Source organism: Citrobacter amalonaticus, from assembly GCF_018252635.1.
Lineage (GTDB): Bacteria > Pseudomonadota > Gammaproteobacteria > Enterobacterales > Enterobacteriaceae > Citrobacter_A > Citrobacter_A amalonaticus_E.
This window is the reverse complement of record NZ_JAGTXM010000001.1, coordinates 825,695-843,702: the sequence shown is the minus strand read 5'-3', so window position 1 is coordinate 843,702 and position 18,008 is coordinate 825,695. Positions and strand designations below refer to the sequence as shown.

Here is an 18,008-nt window from a genome sequence, read left to right as displayed (position 1 = left end):
AAATTAAATATTGCCCAATGCAAATAAACTATTCATGATTTTGTGGAACCGGTTTCCCATCAGCGTTTCATCACCGACCATCGCTCAGGCGAATGTGCGGAAAAAATAAAACGTACCCTACTGATAAAACAGGATAAAAATCCTATGTCCAAGAATTATGCAGCGCTGGCGCGCTCCGTGGTGACGGCTCTGGGCGGCGTCGACAACATCACCGCAGTGACACACTGCATGACGCGTCTGCGTTTCGTTGTGAAAGATGACACGCTGGTCGACAGTGCCACGCTCAAAACCCTCAGCGGCGTACTCGGCGTCGTGCGCAGCGACAATCAGTGTCAGGTCATCATCGGCAATACCGTCTCCCAGGCATATCGTGAAGTTGTCAGCCTGCTGCCTGGCGATATGCAACCCGCGGAGCCCATTGGCAAACCCAAGCTGACGCTCAGACGCATTGGCGCGGGGATCCTGGATGCACTGATCGGCACGATGTCGCCGCTGATCCCGGCGATTATCGGTGGATCGATGCTCAAACTGTTGGCGATGATCCTTGAAATGACCGGCGTGCTGGAAAAAGGCTCCTCCACGTTAACGATCCTGACCGTGATCGGCGATGGTGCCTTCTTCTTCCTGCCGTTAATGGTGGCGGCCTCGGCGGCGATTAAGTTTAAAACCAACATGTCGCTGGCGATTGCCATTGCCGGGGTGCTGGTGCATCCAAGCTTTATCGACCTGATGGCGAAAGCGGCACAGGGCGAACACGTTGAATTCGCCCTGATCCCGGTCACGGCAGTGAAATACACCTACACGGTTATTCCGGCGCTGGTCATGACCTGGTGTCTGTCGTACATCGAACGCTGGGTGGATCGCATAACCCCCGCGGTCACCAAAAACTTCCTGAAACCCATGCTGATCGTGCTGATCGCTGCACCGCTGGCCATCGTCCTGATTGGGCCGATTGGTATCTGGATCGGTAGCGCAATCTCTGCGCTGGTTTATACCATTCACGGCTATCTCGGCTGGCTGTCTGTCGCCATTATGGGCGCGCTGTGGCCGCTACTGGTGATGACCGGGATGCACCGCGTCTTTACACCAACCATTATTCAGACCATTGCCGAAACGGGCAAAGAAGGAATGGTTATGCCGTCCGAAATTGGTGCCAACCTGTCGCTCGGTGGTTCCTCACTGGCGGTGGCCTGGAAAACGAAAAACCCGGAACTGCGCCAGACTGCGCTGGCAGCAGCAGCCTCAGCCATCATGGCGGGGATTTCGGAACCCGCGCTCTACGGGGTGGCGGTGCGCCTGAAACGTCCACTGATTGCCAGCCTGATCAGCGGTTTCATCTGTGGTGCCGTCGCCGGAATGGCGGGACTCGCCAGCCACTCAATGGCGGCACCGGGCCTGTTTACCAGCGTTCAGTTCTTCGACCCGGCCAATCCCATGACCATCGTCTGGGTGTTCGGCGTCATGGCGCTGGCGGTGGTGCTGTCGTTTGTCCTGACGCTGCTGCTGGGCTTTGAGGATATTCCCGTCGAGGATGCAGCCGCACAGGCACGAAAAAACCAGGCTGTGCAACCGTCTACGGTAAAAGGCGCCAGCGTCTGACTGTTATTCACTGAGGTTTATTATGGCTGTATTTCCGCAAGGATTTTTATGGGGCGGCGCACTGGCCGCCAACCAGTCTGAAGGCGCATACCGTGAGGGCGGCAAAGGGTTGACCACTGTCGATATGATCCCGCACGGCGAGCATCGTATGCCAGTCAAACTGGGACTGGAGAAACGTTTCCAACTGCGGAATGACGAATTTTATCCCAGCCATCAGGCGATCGATTTTTATCATCGCTTTAAAGACGATATCGCCCTGATGGCGGAAATGGGCTTCACCGTCTTTCGCACCTCGATTGCCTGGAGCCGTATTTATCCCAACGGCGACGAAATGACGCCTAATGAGGAAGGCATTGCCTTCTATCGCGCGCTGTTTACCGAGTGCAAAAAGTACGGTATTGAACCGCTGGTTACGCTGTGCCACTTCGACGTGCCAATGCATCTTGTGACTGAATACGGCTCCTGGCGTAATCGCAAGATGGTGGAATTTTTCACCCGCTATGCGCGCACCTGTTTTGAAGCCTTTGACGGCCTGGTGAAATACTGGCTGACCTTCAATGAAATCAATATCATGCTACACAGTCCCTTCTCCGGCGCGGGTCTGGTGTTTGAAGAAGGGGAAAATCAGGATCAGGTGAAATATCAGGCCGCGCACCATGAACTGATTGCCAGCGCGCTGGCGACGAAAATCGCCCATGAAATCAATCCGCAAAACCAGGTGGGCTGTATGCTGGCGGGCGGCAATTTTTATCCCTATTCCTGCAAGCCAGAGGATGTCTGGACCGCGCTGGAAAAAGATCGTGAGAACCTGTTCTTCATTGACGTGCAGGCGCGTGGGGCGTATCCGGCGTATTCTGCCCGCGTGTTCCGAGAGAAAGGCGTGGTCATTGAGAAAGCCCCGGAAGATGACGCGATCCTGAAAAATACGGTCGATTTCGTCTCCTTCAGCTATTACGCTTCGCGTTGCGCGTCGGCTGAGATGAACACCAAGAACACCAGTGCAGCAAATGTGGTGAAATCCCTGCGAAATCCCTACATTCAGGTGAGCGACTGGGGCTGGGGAATCGACCCGCTTGGCCTGCGCATCACGATGAACATGATGTACGACCGCTACCAGAAACCGCTATTTCTGGTGGAAAACGGTCTCGGGGCAAAAGATGAAATCGATGCCGATGGCCACATTAATGACGACTACCGTATCAGCTATCTGCGCGAACATATTCGTGCGATGGCTGACGCCATTGAGGACGGCGTGCCGCTGATGGGTTACACCACCTGGGGTTGTATTGATCTGGTGGCCGCGTCGACAGGTGAGATGAGCAAACGGTATGGGTTCGTCTATGTCGACCGCGATGATGCCGGTAACGGTACGCTTGCGCGAACCCGTAAAAAATCGTTCTGGTGGTACAAAAAAGTGATCGCCAGCAACGGCCAGGATCTGGCGTAAACAGGATGCCGGATGGCGCTCGCGCTATCCGCTCCTCTCTTCCCTCGTTACATTATTTGCATTCCGTTTCCGTTATCTCCCTTCCAGTTTCCGGTTTGCCCCTTCCCTTTTTTACTGGCATTTTATACAGGTATTTTCATTTACTCGTGTGTAACAAGGAACCGTTTATGACTATTGAGACTGCCAGTCCTGACGCCGCTATCATCAGACCGTTTCGTCGTTTAAAGGTGAGCTATGTCAGAAAGCGCCATGAAGATCCGAAAACCGGCAATACGCGCCGCTATAGCCGGCATGCGTCGTTAACCATTAATGGCGACTGGCTGGAACAGGCGGGTTTCCCGACCGGCACCATTGTCAATGTGGCGGTAATGCAGGGGAAATTAGTGATCGAACAGGTGAGAGAAGAACAGGCCGGATGAGGCCAGACCGTCACCCGGCATGAATATCACGACGCGTCTAATTCCGCGAAGCCGCCGTGACCCTCCCAGCCGTCGAGACGCTGGTAAACGGTGTCGACGGCATCCTTAATTGGCTGAGTCATAGGATAATAGAATCCGACGATATCTGGCTGAATCCCGAGGAAGGTAACCTCGCCGACGTCTTCTTTAAGCTGATCAACCAGATAATTCAGCGGCATATTGTGGGTCGTCATCATGAACATCTCGGCGATATCGTCAGGATCGATAATGCGGATCTCGCCGGGATTCAACCCCATGTCGGTGGCATCCACGATCAGCAGACGATCCGGGCGCAATTCGCGAATGGCCACGATATCATTTTCCGGCGCACTGCCCCCGTCGATGACCACCCAGTTGCCTTTCGCCTGCGCCGCGCATTTTTCTGCCAGCAGCGGCCCCGCGCCGTCATCCCCCATCATGCTGTTGCCAACACACAATAAAACGTCAGTCACGGTGCCTCCTTACCATCAGGTAAATAGCGCTCTCCTGATGAATATCGTGCAGCATGCTGAGCATCTGTTTACTCCATGCCTGCTGCTCCGGGGTTTGTACCACAAGCGCACGATCGAACGCGTGCGCCAGCATTTGCACATGATTAAAATCGATGACGATCTCGCCGTACTTCGGCACCCCTTCCATCTTGCGACGGGCCTCGCTGCCCTCTTCCAGCGTGGCAATCCACGCCAGATAGGCGTCCCACGGACAGGTCAGCGCAGCCTCCAGGCAGTCGATGATCCCAAGATGGTGACCAATCGCCAGGCTGTAATAGACAACCTGCTGCGCCTCGGCGGGCGTTGCATCGTTCTCATCAATAAACTTACGGCTCAGTTGGCTGAACACCACCGTTTCACTCATCGGATACGCGCCTCTTCGACAACCTGATTCAGGTGCGTGACGATCTCGGTCAGGCGCGGATCGCTTTCCGCTTCCAGCCAGCGCGCCACCTGATGTTCACCCTGACCGAGCTGGCGCAGGTAATCATCCGCAATCTGACGTCCATAGCGATAACCGGCCAGCCGACGCGCCTCGCGATCGACCTTCACACGCAGCGGCTGAACCATGTCCGGATGCAAAATTTCCGCTGGCTGATCGTCCAGTTCGCCTGGCGCGCGAGCGTGAATTTTCTGCTCCAGCAGGCCCAACGCCATCGCAAAGCCGTACAGCGTAGCCGCAGGCGTCGGCGGGCATCCCGGAATATACACATCCACCGGCACAATTTTGTCAGTCCCGCCCCAGACGCAGTACAGGTCGTGGAAGATGCCACCGCTGTTGCCGCAAGCGCCGTAAGAGATACAGATTTTCGGATCGGGCGCAGACTGCCAGGCACGCAGCGCCGGAGAGCGCATTGCACGGGTAACCGCGCCGGTGAACAGCAGAATGTCGGCATGACGCGGTGACGGTACAACTTTGATACCGAAGCGCTCGGCGTCGAACAACGGCGATAAGGTCGCGAAAATTTCAATTTCACAGCCGTTACAGCCGCCGCAGTCCACACGGTAAACATAGGCTGAACGCTTGATGTTTTTCAGTAATGACGCCTTCATGCTGGCGATGGACTCCTCCACCGTCATCGGTACCGGAATACCGTTCGCGTCACGCGGACCTAATAAATGGCTCATCAGCAGGCCTCTTTCATATGGCGAGTCAGTTCAATTCGGTCGGACGGCACCAGGCACTTCTGACGCTTGCAGTCCGGGCAGGTCTCAAAGCTTTCACGGTGATGTTCCGCACGGCTGTCGCCGTTGTGCTTAAGCAGCGTAATGGCGTAATCAATCTCTTTCTGGACAGCGAAAGGACGATGGCATACGCGGCAGTTGCACAGCGCAAAACGAGACTGCTGAAGGAAATCCTCTTTCTTCCACACCGCCAGTTCATACTCTTGCGACAGCTTGATCGCCGCCGTCGGGCATACTTCTTCACAGCGGGCGCAGAAAATGCAGCGTCCAAGGTTGAACTGCCAGGCCAGTTCGCCGCTGGCCAGATCGGTTTCTACCGTCAGCGCATTCGACGGGCAGGCATTTACACAGGCCGCGCAGCCAATGCATTGCTGCGGATTGTGCTCCGGCTTACCGCGGAAGTTTTTATCAACCGCAATCGGCTCCAGCGGATAAGATGAAGTCGGCGCGCCGGTTTTGATGACTTTTTTGATAAAGGTAAACATGGCGATTCCTTATTTCAGCGGCGAGTTTTTACGCTCAATGCTGTAGCGCTCAAGTTCTTTGTATGGCACGACTTTGCTCTTCTTCTTACGCACATCTACCACGGTCATGCGGTCGGTGCAGGAGTAGCAAGGGTCAAGGCTACCAATAATCAGCGGCGCATCAGAAACGGTGTTGCCGCGCAGCATATAACGCAGAGTCGGCCAGTTGGCGTAAGTCGCCGCACGACAGCGCCAGCGGTACAGCTTTTGGTTGTCGCCGGTCATGCTCCAGTGAATATCGTCACCGCGCGGCGCTTCGGAGAAGCCCAGCGCAAAGCGATGCGGAATGTAGGTGAAGCCTTCCACCATCAGCGGACCGCCGGGCAAGTTGTCCAGACCGAAGTCGATCATATTCAGCGCGGTATAGACTTCGTTAATGCGCACCTTCAGACGCGAGATCACATCGCAGCCCTGTTCGCTGTGAACCGTCATTGGCAGCAGGCCGTAACCAACAAACGGGTGGTCGGCGCGGGTGTCGCGGGCGTGACCGCTGGCGCGAACCATCGGTCCAACATTACTGAAATCACGCGCAATTTCTGGATCCAGACGACCAATTCCCACGGTGCGCTGTTCCATGTTCGGCGTACTGAGCAGCATATCCACCAGTTCCTGCACGTCGCGACGCATCTGCTGCGCCAGTTTGCGGGTCTGAATCATGTCCGCTTTCAGCAGATCGCGACGAATCCCGCCGATCAGGTTCAGACCGTAGGTCTTACGCGCTCCGGTCAGGATCTCCGCCATCTTCATGGAGGTTTCGCGTACGCGGAAGAACTGCATAAAGCCGGAGTCAAAACCGGTGAAGTGACAGGCCAGGCCGAGGTTCAGCAGGTGGGAGTGCAGACGCTCCACCTCCAGCAGAATGGCGCGGATCATCTGTGCGCGTTCCGGCACCACGATGCCCATCGCATTTTCAACGGAGGTGGTATATGCGGTGCTGTGCGCAAAACCGCAGATCCCGCAGACGCGATCCGACAGGAAGGTGACTTCGTTGTAACCCATCCGGGTTTCCGCCAGCTTTTCCATGCCGCGATGGACATAGAACAGGCGGTAATCGGCGTCGATAATATTTTCGCCGTCTACAAACAGGCGGAAGTGCCCCGGTTCATCCGAAGTGACGTGCAGCGGGCCAATCGGCACCACGTTATTTTTTTTGTCACCCAGTTCGTTGATGAACTCGTAGGTTTCCGCATCGGTGGTCGGTGCCGGGCGCTGGCGATAATCCATGCTGTCCTTACGCAGCGGATAGAGTTCGTCCGGCCAGTCATCCGGCAGCACCAGACGGCGTTCGTCCGGCAGACCAACCGGGATCAGACCGTACATGTCGCGTACTTCGCGCTCGCCCCAGACAGCAGCCGGCACGCGCGGCGTGACGGACGGGAATTCCAGCTTATTGGCATCCACTTCCACACGGACGGTAATCCAGCATTTGGTGCCCTGCTCCATCGACAGCACGTAATACACCGCGTAGTGACCACACAGCTGGCGTTCATCGTTGCCGAACAGCACCGAGAGCCATCCGCCCTGCTTGTAGTAGAGGAATTCGACCACTTCCGGCAGAGAGTTGACCTTCACGGTGATGGTCAGTTGATCGCGGGTCTGCCAGGCTTCGTCCAGCACCACGCCAGGAAACGCCTGGTGCAGAGCGGCAAGGTATTGTTGACCTGATTTTTCTTCATTCATATCTAAACTCTCTTAAATCACGCCACCAGCAAGGAGACGAACGCTAAAAACGCAAACCCAAAACCGGCCCAGGTCACACGTGAAGTGGCGCAAAAACGCAGACGCGCCATGCTGTTTTCGAACAGGGCAATCACCAGTACGCCGACCAGCAGCTTAACGATGGCAAACACCAACGCCAGCAGCAGTCCACCTGCGCTGAATGTTTCCATCTGTCCCCACGGCAGGAATACCCCGACAAACATTTGCAGGACCACCAGCTGTTTCAGACTGATACCCCACTTCAGCACCGCAAAACCGCTGCCGCTGTATTCGGTCAGCGGCCCTTCCTGTAGCTCCTGCTCCGCTTCCGCGAGATCGAACGGCAGCTTGCCCATTTCGATAAAGGTGGCGAACGCACAGGCGCACAGTGCCAAAATCAGCGGAATACTACCGGCTGATGGCCAGTGATAGATTGTCCCGGTGATATTGCTGATATGAGTGGAACCCGCGACCTGTGCGGCAACCCACAACCCCAGCAGCAGGATCGGCTCCACCAGCACGCCGAGCATCGCTTCGCGGCTCGCGCCGATCGCCGTGAACGGGCTACCGGTATCCAGACCGGCAATGGAAAAGAAGAAACGGGCAATGGCAAACAGATAAATCAACGTGATCAAATCGCCCAGTTGCGGTAATGGCGACCCCACGGTCACCACCGGCAGCGCGGTAGCAATGGTTAGCATGACCCCCACCATCACAAACGGCGTCAGACGAAAGACCCAGCCTGCATCCGCTGGCGCGACGCTCTGACGACCCAGCAGCTTGATCAGATCACGGTACTCCTGCAATACGCCCGGACCACGACGATTGTGCAGACGGGCACGCGCCACGCGCGTCACGCCGGATAGCAGCGGCGCAGCGGCAAATAACACCAGCGCCTGAATTAACGGATATAAAACACTCATTCTCAGGCTCCTCGTGAAACCACAATCACCACCAGCACGGCCAGTTCGATCAGCGCCAGGCGGCGGAACAGCACCGGTACCGCCGCGCTCTGCCAGCCCGGTACCCACGCTACCGGGTTGAGCCACTTACGCAGTTTGAGAACCGGTGCAAAGGCTTCTTTCACCGGCATCGCGAAACCGTGCGCGGTAATGACCATCGACTGCTCGTGGTCGTAACCGCAGACCCATGCCGTCCCGCGTGAACGCGATGGCAGACGGTTGCCTTTGAACATCGCCATGATGATGAACGGCAGTAGCGGACAGGCGATCAGCAGCAGCGTGATCATGGGTTGCGATACGGTGGTATTGGCGGTTTCCAGCGGAAGCGGTACGGCTGTCGCCAGCAGCGGCAACAGCCACGGCGCAGCAACCCCGCCGACTACACAGCAAATCGCCAGCGCCACGACGCTGACGCCCATCAGGATCGGCGCACAGCAGGCGTTTTCCGCCTCTTTCGTGCGCGGCGCGCCGAGGAAGGTAACGCCATACACTTTCGCCATGCACATCACCGCCAGCGCACCGGTAATCGCCAGTCCGACCGCCAGTAATGGCCCCAGCAGACGACCAATAAACGCGCCGCTGTTGCCTAGTTTGAAGAAGGACTGGTAAATCACCCACTCGCCCGCAAAGCCATTCAGCGGCGGCAGTGCAGCCATTGCCATCAGGCCAATCAGCATCGCAATGGAAATGATCGGCATGCGTTTGCCGATGCCGCCCAGTTTTTCGATATCGCGATGTCCGGTACGAAACCAGATGCTGCCCGCACCGAGAAACAGCACGCTTTTGAACAGGCTGTGGTTCACCAGGTGATAGAGACCACCGGTCAGGCCAAGGGCAATCAGCGCCGGTTGCTTGAGAGCAATTCCGGTCACGCCTGCGCCGAGACCAAGCAGGATAATGCCGATGTTTTCTAATGTGTGATACGCCAGCAGGCGCTGAATATTATGCTCCATCAGCGCATACAGACCGCCGACAAATGCGGTGATCATGCCGAGAACCAGCAGTAACACACCCCACCATAGCGGCGCATTACCGCCAATCAGCGATAACGAGAGAATGCCCAGCAGCCCGACCTTCATCACCACGGTGGAGAACAGGGCCGCCGCCGGCGCGCTGGCGTTCGCATGTGCTTGTGGCACCCATCCGTGCAGAGGAATAATCCCGGCCAGCAGACCAAAGCCCGCCACGCCGAGCAGCCAGATGTCAGAGCCCAGCGGCAGTTCCTGTGTACGCAGATCGAGCAGACGTAATTCCAGCGTGCCGTAGCGCTGCCACACCAGCCAGCAGGCAATCGCCAGCAGCAGCGTGCCGAGACGCCCCAGCGCGAACCACAGCTTGCCTTCTTTACTGCATCCGGTCAGGAACACCGCACACAGCGCCATAATTTCCGCCATCACCACCAGCGTGCCGAGATTGCTGGCGGCAACCGCGCACACCGCCGCCGCCATCAGCAGATTCACCAACAGACCGTTGGCGTTGACCTGCGGATGGCGATGCCAGTCGATGTTGTACAGACTGACGAACAGTCCACATAGCCCCAGCGTAATCAGCCAGACGGCATTCAGCGGGGTGATTTGCACGCTATGACTAATAAACGGCATTACGCCGCGCACCGCGACAGCGTTGATGAGCACGGAGAAACCCGCCGCGGCGGTACACAAGCTCCCCACCGCACCGCCTACGCCGGCTACCCAGCCGCTCAGCGCTTTATGAAAAGAGAACAGAAATGCCAGGACGGCGGCGGCGGCAAACCAGGCCACGCCACTTACGATCAGTGAAATTGCGCTCATTTTGCATCCCCACTCTGAGCCTGCTGAAACAAAGAGAGATCGCCGAAGTCAGTATTGAAAGTCAGCTCACGTTTGCGTTTGCTGGCGCGGGCGATATCCATGTTGTTCACCAGATGCAGGGCTTTCGTTGGACACATCCGCACGCACGCCGGACCTTGTTCATCAAAGCTGCACAGATCGCATTTCACCGCGATGGCGCGTACGCCCGGGACCCAGTCCAGCAGCGTGCTGACGCGAGCCGGTGCCGGTGGCGCAGGCGGCGCTTTCGACGTATTGGCGTTGGCCGGGATATGCAGCGGACGGCTGCCGGAAAATTCGATCGCGCCAAACGGACAGGCGATACCGCAAAGTTTGCAGCTCACGCACAGGCTTTCATTAAGCTGTACGGCACCTTCCACCCGGTTAATCGCATTAACCGGACACACGGTGGCACAGGGGGCATCTTCACAGTGGTGGCAAAGCTGCGGCGCAGATTCTTTTTCATTCAGCATCACTTTCAGACGCGGCATAGACTGCAAGCCGTGCTGGCGATGCGTCTCTGAACAGGCAGCCTCACAGGTGTGGCAACCGATACAGAGCGTGGAGTCAGCAATTACAAAACGATTCACCAGGCATTCCTCAGGTGATAGTCATTTTTGACGAAAACATGCCGATGAAATGTCGGTTTCGACACCTATCGACACGTCTGTCCCTTAAATCGTCGTGACGACCAATGAGGCGACGTCACGATGCAAAACGCCGGGGTCAGGCCGCCGGGTTTTGTCCCGCCACCAGTTGGCTCAAATTGATCGGCGACCCGCTTTCGACGGCGGCATACAGCCGGTCATAGACGCTGGCGATTTTATCGAGATAGTGTTCCAGCACCTGCTCACGCTCACGGTTGCTGACCCGTTCGTCCACTTTACCGTCAATGCTCAATTGTGCCTGTGCAATCAGTTGCTTATCTTCGCCATCTTTTGTCTCGACGTAATACTCAATGGTGTGGCTGTTAAAGCCATCCGCCATCGTGACGTAAATACGAAAGTGTTCGAACAAAACGAAGCAGAGATCTTTATCCGGCGCGCAGCTCATTGCATGATGCAAACGCGCTTTCGACAGGGTGATCCCCTGAACCAGCGAGTTGCAGTAAATATGCCACTGGTCCTGTAGGCGACGGTGCCGCTGCGCGATGTAGTCGGCTTTTTCGCTTATTTCCCAAATAGTCATGTCAGGTTACCCGTTTAACAGAGATAGCCTGCCATAAGCATTTTCCATGCCAATCTTTAACTATTTGTTTTTACATGAATTTAAAAATAAATGACGGCTGTCGACGCCAGGATGACATGTCATTTCGTCATCATCGTCATCGACAAACGCAACCAATTTTCAGGCTGGCATAGTTATTGCTTATCCCTGCCCATTACATCGGGAGGCACTATGCACGAAATTACCCTTTGCCAGCGGGCACTGGAATTGATCGAACAACAGGCCGTCGCGCACGGCGCAAAACGGATAACTGGGGTCTGGCTCAAAATTGGCGCATTTTCTTGCGTAGAAACCAGCGCTCTCTCCTTTTGTTTTGATCTGGTATGCCGTGGCACCGTTGCGGAAGGTTGTAAACTGCACCTCGAGGAACAAGAAGCCGAATGCTGGTGTGAATCCTGTCAGCAATACGTCACCTTACTGACCCAACGCGTACGCCGCTGTCCGCAATGCAATAGCGACACGTTGCAGATCGTGGCCGATGACGGATTACAGATTCGACGAATAGAAATAGATCAGGAGTGAGCGATGTGTACAACATGCGGTTGCGCTGAAGGCAACCTTTATATAGAGGGTGATGAGCATAACCCTCATTCCGCGTTTCGCAGCGCGCCTTTTGCCCCGGCAGCTCGCCCGGCGCTGAATATTACCGGCATCAAAACGTCTGAATTCACCCCGAGCCAGACCGAAGAAGGCGATCTGCACTACGGTCACGGTGAAGCGGGAACCCACGCGCCAGGCATGAGCCAGCGGCGTATGTTGGAAGTGGAAATTGATGTACTGGATAAGAACAACCGCCTGGCCGAACGCAATCGCGCCCGCTTCGCCGCGCGCCAACAACTGGTGCTCAATCTCGTCTCCAGCCCTGGGTCCGGTAAAACGACGCTGCTCACTGAAACGCTAATGAAGCTGAAAGACAGCATCCCGTGCGCCGTCATTGAAGGTGACCAGCAGACGGTCAACGATGCCGCCCGCATTCGTGCTACCGGCACGCCGGCCATTCAGGTCAACACCGGCAAAGGCTGCCACCTTGATGCGCAGATGATTGCCGATGCCGCGCCGCGCCTGCCGCTCGAAGACCGCGGCATTCTGTTTATCGAAAACGTCGGCAACCTTGTCTGCCCGGCGAGTTTTGATCTTGGCGAACGCCATAAAGTGGCGGTGCTTTCGGTCACCGAAGGTGAAGATAAGCCGCTGAAATATCCGCATATGTTCGCCGCCGCCTCGCTGATGTTGCTCAACAAAGTCGACCTGCTGCCGTACCTGAATTTCGACGTTGAGAAGTGCATAGCCAGCGCCCGGGAAGTGAACCCGGACATTGATATCATCCTGATTTCCGCCACCAGCGGCGAAGGGATGGATCAGTGGCTGAACTGGCTGGAGGCACAGCGATGTGCATAGGCGTTCCCGGCCAAATCCGCACCATTGAAGGTAACCTGGCGAAAGTCGACGTTTGCGGCATTCAGCGCGACGTCGATCTGACGCTGGTCGGCAGTTGCGATGAGCACGGTGAACCTCGTCTGGGCCAGTGGGTACTGGTCCACGTCGGTTTTGCCATGAGCGTGATTAACGAAGCCGAAGCGCGCGACACGCTCGATGCGCTCCAGAACATGTTTGATGTTGAGCCGGACGTCGGCGCTTTGCTGTATGGCGAGGTAAAATAATGCGTTTTGTTGACGAATACCGCGCGCCGGAACAGGTGATGCAACTGATTGAGCACCTGCGTGAACGCGCCGCGCATCTGCCTTACACTGCCGAACGTCCGTTGCGCATTATGGAAGTCTGTGGCGGTCATACGCACGCGATCTTCAAATTTGGTCTCGACCAGTTGCTCCCTGATAACGTGGAGTTTATCCATGGCCCGGGCTGTCCGGTCTGCGTGTTGCCGATGGGACGTATCGACAGCTGCGTAGAAATTGCCAGCCACCCGGAGGTGATTTTCTGTACCTTTGGCGACGCCATGCGCGTGCCAGGGAAACAAGGCTCGCTGTTGCAGGCGAAAGCGCGCGGTGCGGACATTCGCATCGTCTACTCGCCGATGGATGCGCTCAAACTGGCGCAGGAAAACCCCACGCGCAAAGTCGTATTTTTCGGTCTTGGCTTTGAAACAACGATGCCGACAACCGCGATTACATTGCAGCAGGCTAAACAGCGCGATGTGCAGAACTTTTATTTCTTCTGCCAGCACATCACCCTCATTCCTACCCTGCGCAGCCTGCTGGAACAGCCCGATAACGGCATTGACGCGTTCCTCGCGCCGGGCCACGTCAGCATGGTGATCGGTACCGACGCCTATCATTTTATTGCCAGCGAGTTTCATCGTCCGCTGGTGGTCGCTGGATTCGAACCGCTTGATCTACTGCAAGGCGTCGTGATGCTGGTTGAGCAGAAAATAGCGGCCCACAGCCTGGTCGAGAACCAGTACCGCCGCGTGGTGCCGGACGCCGGTAACCTGTTGGCGCAACAGGCTATTGCCGACGTATTTTGCGTCACAGGCGACAGCGAGTGGCGCGGTCTGGGGGTGATTGAATCGTCCGGCGTGCATTTGACGCCCGATTATCAGCGTTTTGATGCCGAGGCGCATTTCCGCCCGGCGCCGCAGCAGGTTTATGACGATCCTCGCGCCCGCTGCGGCGAAGTACTGACCGGGAAATGTAAACCGCACCAGTGCCCGTTGTTTGGCAAGACCTGTAATCCAGAGACCGCCTTCGGCGCACTGATGGTCTCTTCAGAAGGCGCATGCGCCGCCTGGTATCAGTATCGTCAGCAGGAGTGTGAAGCATGAACAGCGTACAACTCGCCCACGGCAGCGGCGGTCAGGCCATGCAGCAGCTGATTAACAGCCTGTTTATGGAGGCCTTTGCCAACCCGTGGCTGGCGGAGCAGGAAGACCAGGCCCGTCTGGAACTGGCGCAACTGGTGGCGGAAGGCGATCGGCTGGCATTCTCCACCGACAGCTATGTCATTGACCCGCTGTTCTTCCCCGGCGGCAACATCGGCAAGTTGGCAATCTGCGGTACCGCCAATGACGTCGCCGTCAGCGGCGCAATCCCTCGCTATCTCTCCTGCGGCTTTATCCTCGAAGAAGGGCTGCCGATGGAGACGCTGAAAAGCGTGGTAAACAGCATGGCCGCCACCGCACGTGAGGCCAATATCGCCATCGTCACCGGCGATACAAAAGTGGTTCAACGTGGCGCAGCGGACAAATTATTCATCAATACTGCGGGGATGGGGGCGATTCCGGCCAACCTTCACTGGGGCGCACAAACCCTGAGTGCAGGCGATGTGCTGCTGGTCAGCGGGACGCTGGGCGATCACGGCGCTACGATTCTTAATCTGCGTGAACAACTGGGGCTGGATGGCGAACTGGTTAGCGATTGCGCGGTATTAACGCCGCTGATTCAGTCGTTGCGTGATATACCCGGCGTGAAAGCCCTGCGCGACGCCACCCGTGGCGGTGTTAACGCGGTCGTCCATGAGTTTGCTGCCACCTGCGGTTGCGGGATTGAACTGTCCGAATCTGCACTTCCCGTGAAGGCCGCGGTCCGTGGAGTATGTGAACTGTTGGGTCTGGATGCGCTTAACTTCGCTAACGAAGGCAAGCTGGTGATTGGTGTTGAGCGGCAGGCGGCCGGGCAGGTGCTTGCGGCATTGCATGCCCATCCGCTGGGACGCGATGCGGCACTGATTGGCGAAGTGGTTGAACGTAAAGGTGTGCGTCTGGCCGGTCTTTACGGCGTGAAACGCACGCTGGATTTACCGCATGCCGAACCGCTGCCACGTATTTGTTAATTCTGTCATTATGCCGGATGGCGGCTTCGCCTTATCTGGCCTACACACGCTTTTGTACCGTAGGCCGGATAAGGCTATTTTGCCGCCATCCGGCGGAAATCGAGTATCTCTATCTATAATTTAGTTTCTTTTTCGCACCGCACTGCGGTACTTTCCTGGAAAAGCAATATGTCGTATACACCGATGAGCGATCTCGGGCAGCAAGGATTGTTCGACATCACTCGCACATTGTTACAGCAGCCCGACCTGCAATCGCTAAGTGAGGCGCTTTCGCAACTGGTAAAGCGCTCGGCGCTTGCCGACAGCGCGGCGATTGTGTTGTGGCAAGCGCAGACTCAGCGGGCGTCCTGGTACGCCACGCACGATAACGGCAAACCCGTCATCTACGAAGATGAAACCGTGCTGGCCCACGGCCCGGTCCGCCGTATTCTCTCTCGCCCCGAAGCCCTGCACTGCAATTATCACGAGTTTTCAGAAACCTGGCCGCAACTGGCTGGTAGTGGACTTTATGCGCCATTTGGCCACTACTGCCTGCTGCCGCTGGCGGCGGATGGGCGCATTTTTGGCGGCTGCGAATTTATCCGCAACGACGATCGTCCCTGGAGCGAAAAAGAGTACGAGCGTCTGCAAACCTTCACCCAGATTGTCGGCGTGGTGGCGGAGCAAATTCAGTGCCGGGTCACGAACAACGTCGATTACGATCTCTTGTGCCGCGAACGCGATAACTTTCGTATTCTGGTCGCTATCACCAACGCCGTACTCTCACGGCTCGACATGGATGAACTGGTGAGCGAGGTCGCCAAAGAGATCCATCACTATTTCAATATCGACGACATCAGCATTGTCCTGCGCAGTCACCGTAAAAATAAGCTCAGCATCTATTCCACTCACTACCTCGATGAAAATCATCCTGCGCACGAACAAAGCGAAGTAGATGAAGCGGGCACCCTGACAGAACGGGTGTTTAAAAGCAAAGAGATGCTGCTGATTAACCTGAACGAACGGGACGTGCTGGCCCCGTATGAACGCATGCTGTTCGATACGTGGGGCAACCAGATTCAGACGCTGTGCCTGCTGCCGCTGATGTCGGGCAACACCATGCTCGGCGTGCTCAAGCTGGCGCAGTGTGAAGAAAAAGTGTTTACCACCGCCAACCTGAACCTGCTACGCCAGATTGCCGGGCGTGTAGCTATCGCCGTGGATAATGCCCTTGCCTATCAGGAAATCCATCGTCTGAAAGAACGGCTGGTGGATGAAAACCTGGCGCTTACCGAACAGCTCAATAATGTCGACAGCGAGTTTGGCGAAATCATCGGGCGCAGCGACGCCATGTACAGCGTGCTCAAACAGGTTGAGATGGTGGCCCAGAGCGACAGCACCGTGTTGATCCTTGGGGAAACCGGCACCGGAAAAGAGTTGATTGCCCGCGCAATCCATAATCTGAGCGGACGTAATGCGCGACGGATGGTGAAGATGAACTGTGCGGCGATGCCCGCCGGACTGCTGGAGAGCGACCTGTTCGGCCACGAGCGCGGCGCCTTCACCGGCGCCAGTGCGCAGCGCATTGGCCGCTTTGAGCTGGCAGATAAAAGTTCATTGTTCCTGGATGAAGTGGGAGATATGCCGCTGGAATTACAGCCTAAGCTCCTGCGCGTTTTACAGGAACAGGAATTTGAGCGTCTGGGCAGTAATAAGCTGATCCAGACCGACGTGCGTCTGATCGCCGCCACCAACCGTAACCTGAAAAAAATGGTCGAGGATCGCGAGTTCCGTAGCGATCTCTACTACCGCCTCAACGTTTTTCCGATCCAGCTTCCGCCGCTGCGCGAACGCCCGGAAGATATCCCTCTGTTGGTGAAAGCGTTCACCTTTAAAATCGCTCGCCGCCTGGGACGTAACATCGACAGCATCCCGGCGGAAACCCTGCGCATCCTCAGCAATATGGAGTGGCCGGGTAACGTGCGTGAACTGGAGAACGTGGTTGAGCGTGCCGTTTTGCTGACCCGGGGAAGCGTGCTGCAACTCTCGCTGCCAGATATCGGCATGCTCTCACCAGGCGCACCACACGTTGCGCCCGAAGTCGCCCAGGAAGGAGAGGACGAATATCAGCTCATTATGCGGGTGCTGAAAGAGACCAACGGCGTGGTGGCGGGTCCGAAAGGCGCGGCTCAGCGACTGGGACTCAAGCGCACAACGCTACTGTCGCGCATGAAGCGGCTGGGTATTGATAAAGACGCGCTGGTTTAAGTTGCCAGGCCGGATGGCGTCTTATTCATCCGGGGTCGGCTAAAACGACCGCACTCTTGTAGGCCGGATAAGGCGCAAGCCGTCATCCGGCTCTTCCCTTCTTACGCTGATATTTTTCCGGCAGTTCCGGGACGGGACGTTTATCGTCGATAAGATGACGAACGGTCAGGATCGGATGACGCCAGAGCATTCTTGGCCCCGCCCAGCGCATGATCTGTTTCATCTCTTCACGTTTTGCTGGCTGATAGCAGTGCACCGGACACTGTTTACAGGCTGGTTTCTCCTCGCCAAAAACGCACCTGTCCAGACGCTTTTGCGCATAAGCAAACAACGCGTCGTAATGCCCCGATTCATCGGAGGCCTGCGGGCACTGACTCTCATACAGCGCGATCATCTTTTTAATCGTCAGTTTTTCGCGAGCGATTCGCTTGCCGGACATGATGCGCCCTCCGCAATATTAAGCTGCATTTATTCTACAACTTAAACTCCCGCGACACTATCACCCAAAGGTGACACCTCCCACTTGAGATTAAATAAGAATTATTTTCATTTAACACTATCTTTATATATGCC

At 56.4% G+C, this 18,008-nt stretch carries 19 protein-coding genes; 9 read left to right on the top strand and 10 right to left on the bottom strand.

Going from position 1 to position 18,008, the window contains the following annotated elements:
• The first annotated feature begins 144 nt into the window (after positions 1-144).
• From ascF to KE671_RS03910, 3 genes are all read left to right on the top strand, one after another.
• Positions 145-1,599: a PTS cellobiose/arbutin/salicin transporter subunit IIBC gene (gene ascF / locus KE671_RS03920; RefSeq protein WP_206161794.1), complete on the top strand. Its 1,455-nt coding sequence runs from the start codon at positions 145-147 to the stop codon at positions 1,597-1,599.
• A 22-nt stretch (positions 1,600-1,621) separates the two neighbouring features.
• A complete protein-coding gene (locus KE671_RS03915; protein ID WP_206161793.1) occupies positions 1,622-3,046 on the top strand; it encodes a 6-phospho-beta-glucosidase in 1,425 nt (474 codons plus the stop codon).
• A gap of 167 nt (positions 3,047-3,213) precedes the next feature.
• Positions 3,214-3,465 (top strand): SymE family type I addiction module toxin, encoded by a 252-nt coding sequence (locus tag KE671_RS03910; protein ID WP_206161792.1) that lies wholly within the window; start codon positions 3,214-3,216, stop codon positions 3,463-3,465.
• Positions 3,466-3,491: 26 nt separating this feature from the next.
• On the opposite strand, the gene hycI is transcribed toward KE671_RS03910, so the two are convergent.
• The 9 genes from hycI to hycA all read right to left on the bottom strand — a co-directional run bounded on the left by hycI (position 3,492) and on the right by hycA (position 11,360).
• The gene (gene hycI, locus KE671_RS03905; protein WP_206161791.1) at positions 3,492-3,956 is read right to left on the bottom strand and encodes a hydrogenase maturation peptidase HycI; all 465 of its coding nucleotides are present in this window, start codon (positions 3,954-3,956) and stop codon (positions 3,492-3,494) included.
• Positions 3,949-4,359, bottom strand: a complete 411-nt coding sequence (locus KE671_RS03900) for a formate hydrogenlyase maturation HycH family protein (RefSeq protein WP_206161790.1) — start codon at positions 4,357-4,359, stop codon at positions 3,949-3,951. The genes hycI and KE671_RS03900 overlap by 8 nt, the downstream gene beginning before the upstream one ends.
• On the bottom strand, positions 4,356-5,123 hold the full coding sequence (gene hycG / locus KE671_RS03895; protein WP_206161789.1) for an NADH-quinone oxidoreductase subunit B family protein: 768 nt from the start codon (positions 5,121-5,123) through the stop codon (positions 4,356-4,358). Before hycG ends, KE671_RS03900 begins: the two co-directional genes overlap by 4 nt.
• Entirely contained in the window at positions 5,123-5,665 is a 543-nt protein-coding gene (locus KE671_RS03890) for a formate hydrogenlyase complex iron-sulfur subunit (RefSeq protein ID WP_206161788.1), read from the bottom strand. Before KE671_RS03890 ends, hycG begins: the two co-directional genes overlap by 1 nt.
• A gap of 9 nt (positions 5,666-5,674) precedes the next feature.
• Positions 5,675-7,384 (bottom strand): NADH-quinone oxidoreductase subunit C, encoded by a 1,710-nt coding sequence (hycE, locus tag KE671_RS03885; RefSeq protein WP_206161787.1) that lies wholly within the window; start codon positions 7,382-7,384, stop codon positions 5,675-5,677.
• Positions 7,385-7,401: 17 nt separating this feature from the next.
• The gene (locus KE671_RS03880; RefSeq protein ID WP_206161786.1) at positions 7,402-8,325 is read right to left on the bottom strand and encodes a respiratory chain complex I subunit 1 family protein; all 924 of its coding nucleotides are present in this window, start codon (positions 8,323-8,325) and stop codon (positions 7,402-7,404) included.
• Between the two features lie 2 nt (positions 8,326-8,327).
• A complete protein-coding gene (hycC, locus tag KE671_RS03875) occupies positions 8,328-10,154 on the bottom strand; it encodes a formate hydrogenlyase subunit 3 (protein WP_206161785.1) in 1,827 nt (608 codons plus the stop codon).
• Complete coding sequence (gene hycB / locus KE671_RS03870) at positions 10,151-10,762, bottom strand: 4Fe-4S dicluster domain-containing protein (protein ID WP_206161784.1); 612 nt, start codon at positions 10,760-10,762, stop codon at positions 10,151-10,153. The genes hycC and hycB overlap by 4 nt, the downstream gene beginning before the upstream one ends.
• Positions 10,763-10,898: 136 nt before the next feature.
• Positions 10,899-11,360 carry a formate hydrogenlyase regulator HycA gene (gene hycA, locus KE671_RS03865; RefSeq protein WP_206161783.1) on the bottom strand — a complete coding sequence of 154 codons (462 nt, stop codon included), beginning with the start codon at positions 11,358-11,360 and terminating at the stop codon, positions 10,899-10,901.
• A 210-nt stretch (positions 11,361-11,570) separates the two neighbouring features.
• On the opposite strand from hycA, the gene hypA reads away from it, so the two are divergent.
• The 6 genes from hypA to flhA all read left to right on the top strand — a co-directional run bounded on the left by hypA (position 11,571) and on the right by flhA (position 17,435).
• Positions 11,571-11,921 carry a hydrogenase maturation nickel metallochaperone HypA gene (hypA, locus tag KE671_RS03860; protein WP_042322631.1) on the top strand — a complete coding sequence of 117 codons (351 nt, stop codon included), beginning with the start codon at positions 11,571-11,573 and terminating at the stop codon, positions 11,919-11,921.
• Between the two features lie 3 nt (positions 11,922-11,924).
• Positions 11,925-12,797, top strand: coding sequence for a hydrogenase nickel incorporation protein HypB (gene hypB, locus KE671_RS03855; RefSeq protein WP_206161782.1), 873 nt, complete (start codon positions 11,925-11,927; stop codon positions 12,795-12,797).
• Complete coding sequence (locus tag KE671_RS03850) at positions 12,788-13,060, top strand: HypC/HybG/HupF family hydrogenase formation chaperone (protein WP_206161918.1); 273 nt, start codon at positions 12,788-12,790, stop codon at positions 13,058-13,060. The genes hypB and KE671_RS03850 overlap by 10 nt, the downstream gene beginning before the upstream one ends.
• Entirely contained in the window at positions 13,060-14,181 is a 1,122-nt protein-coding gene (gene hypD / locus KE671_RS03845; RefSeq protein WP_206161781.1) for a hydrogenase formation protein HypD, read from the top strand. Before KE671_RS03850 ends, hypD begins: the two co-directional genes overlap by 1 nt.
• A complete protein-coding gene (gene hypE, locus KE671_RS03840; protein WP_206161780.1) occupies positions 14,178-15,188 on the top strand; it encodes a hydrogenase expression/formation protein HypE in 1,011 nt (336 codons plus the stop codon). Before hypD ends, hypE begins: the two co-directional genes overlap by 4 nt.
• A gap of 168 nt (positions 15,189-15,356) precedes the next feature.
• Positions 15,357-17,435, top strand: a complete 2,079-nt coding sequence (gene flhA / locus KE671_RS03835) for a formate hydrogenlyase transcriptional activator FlhA (RefSeq protein ID WP_206161779.1) — start codon at positions 15,357-15,359, stop codon at positions 17,433-17,435.
• Positions 17,436-17,517: 82 nt separating this feature from the next.
• Here the strand turns inward: flhA and KE671_RS03830 are convergent, their stop codons facing one another.
• The gene (locus KE671_RS03830; protein ID WP_206161778.1) at positions 17,518-17,874 is read right to left on the bottom strand and encodes a nitrous oxide-stimulated promoter family protein; all 357 of its coding nucleotides are present in this window, start codon (positions 17,872-17,874) and stop codon (positions 17,518-17,520) included.
• Positions 17,875-18,008 lie beyond the last annotated feature (134 nt).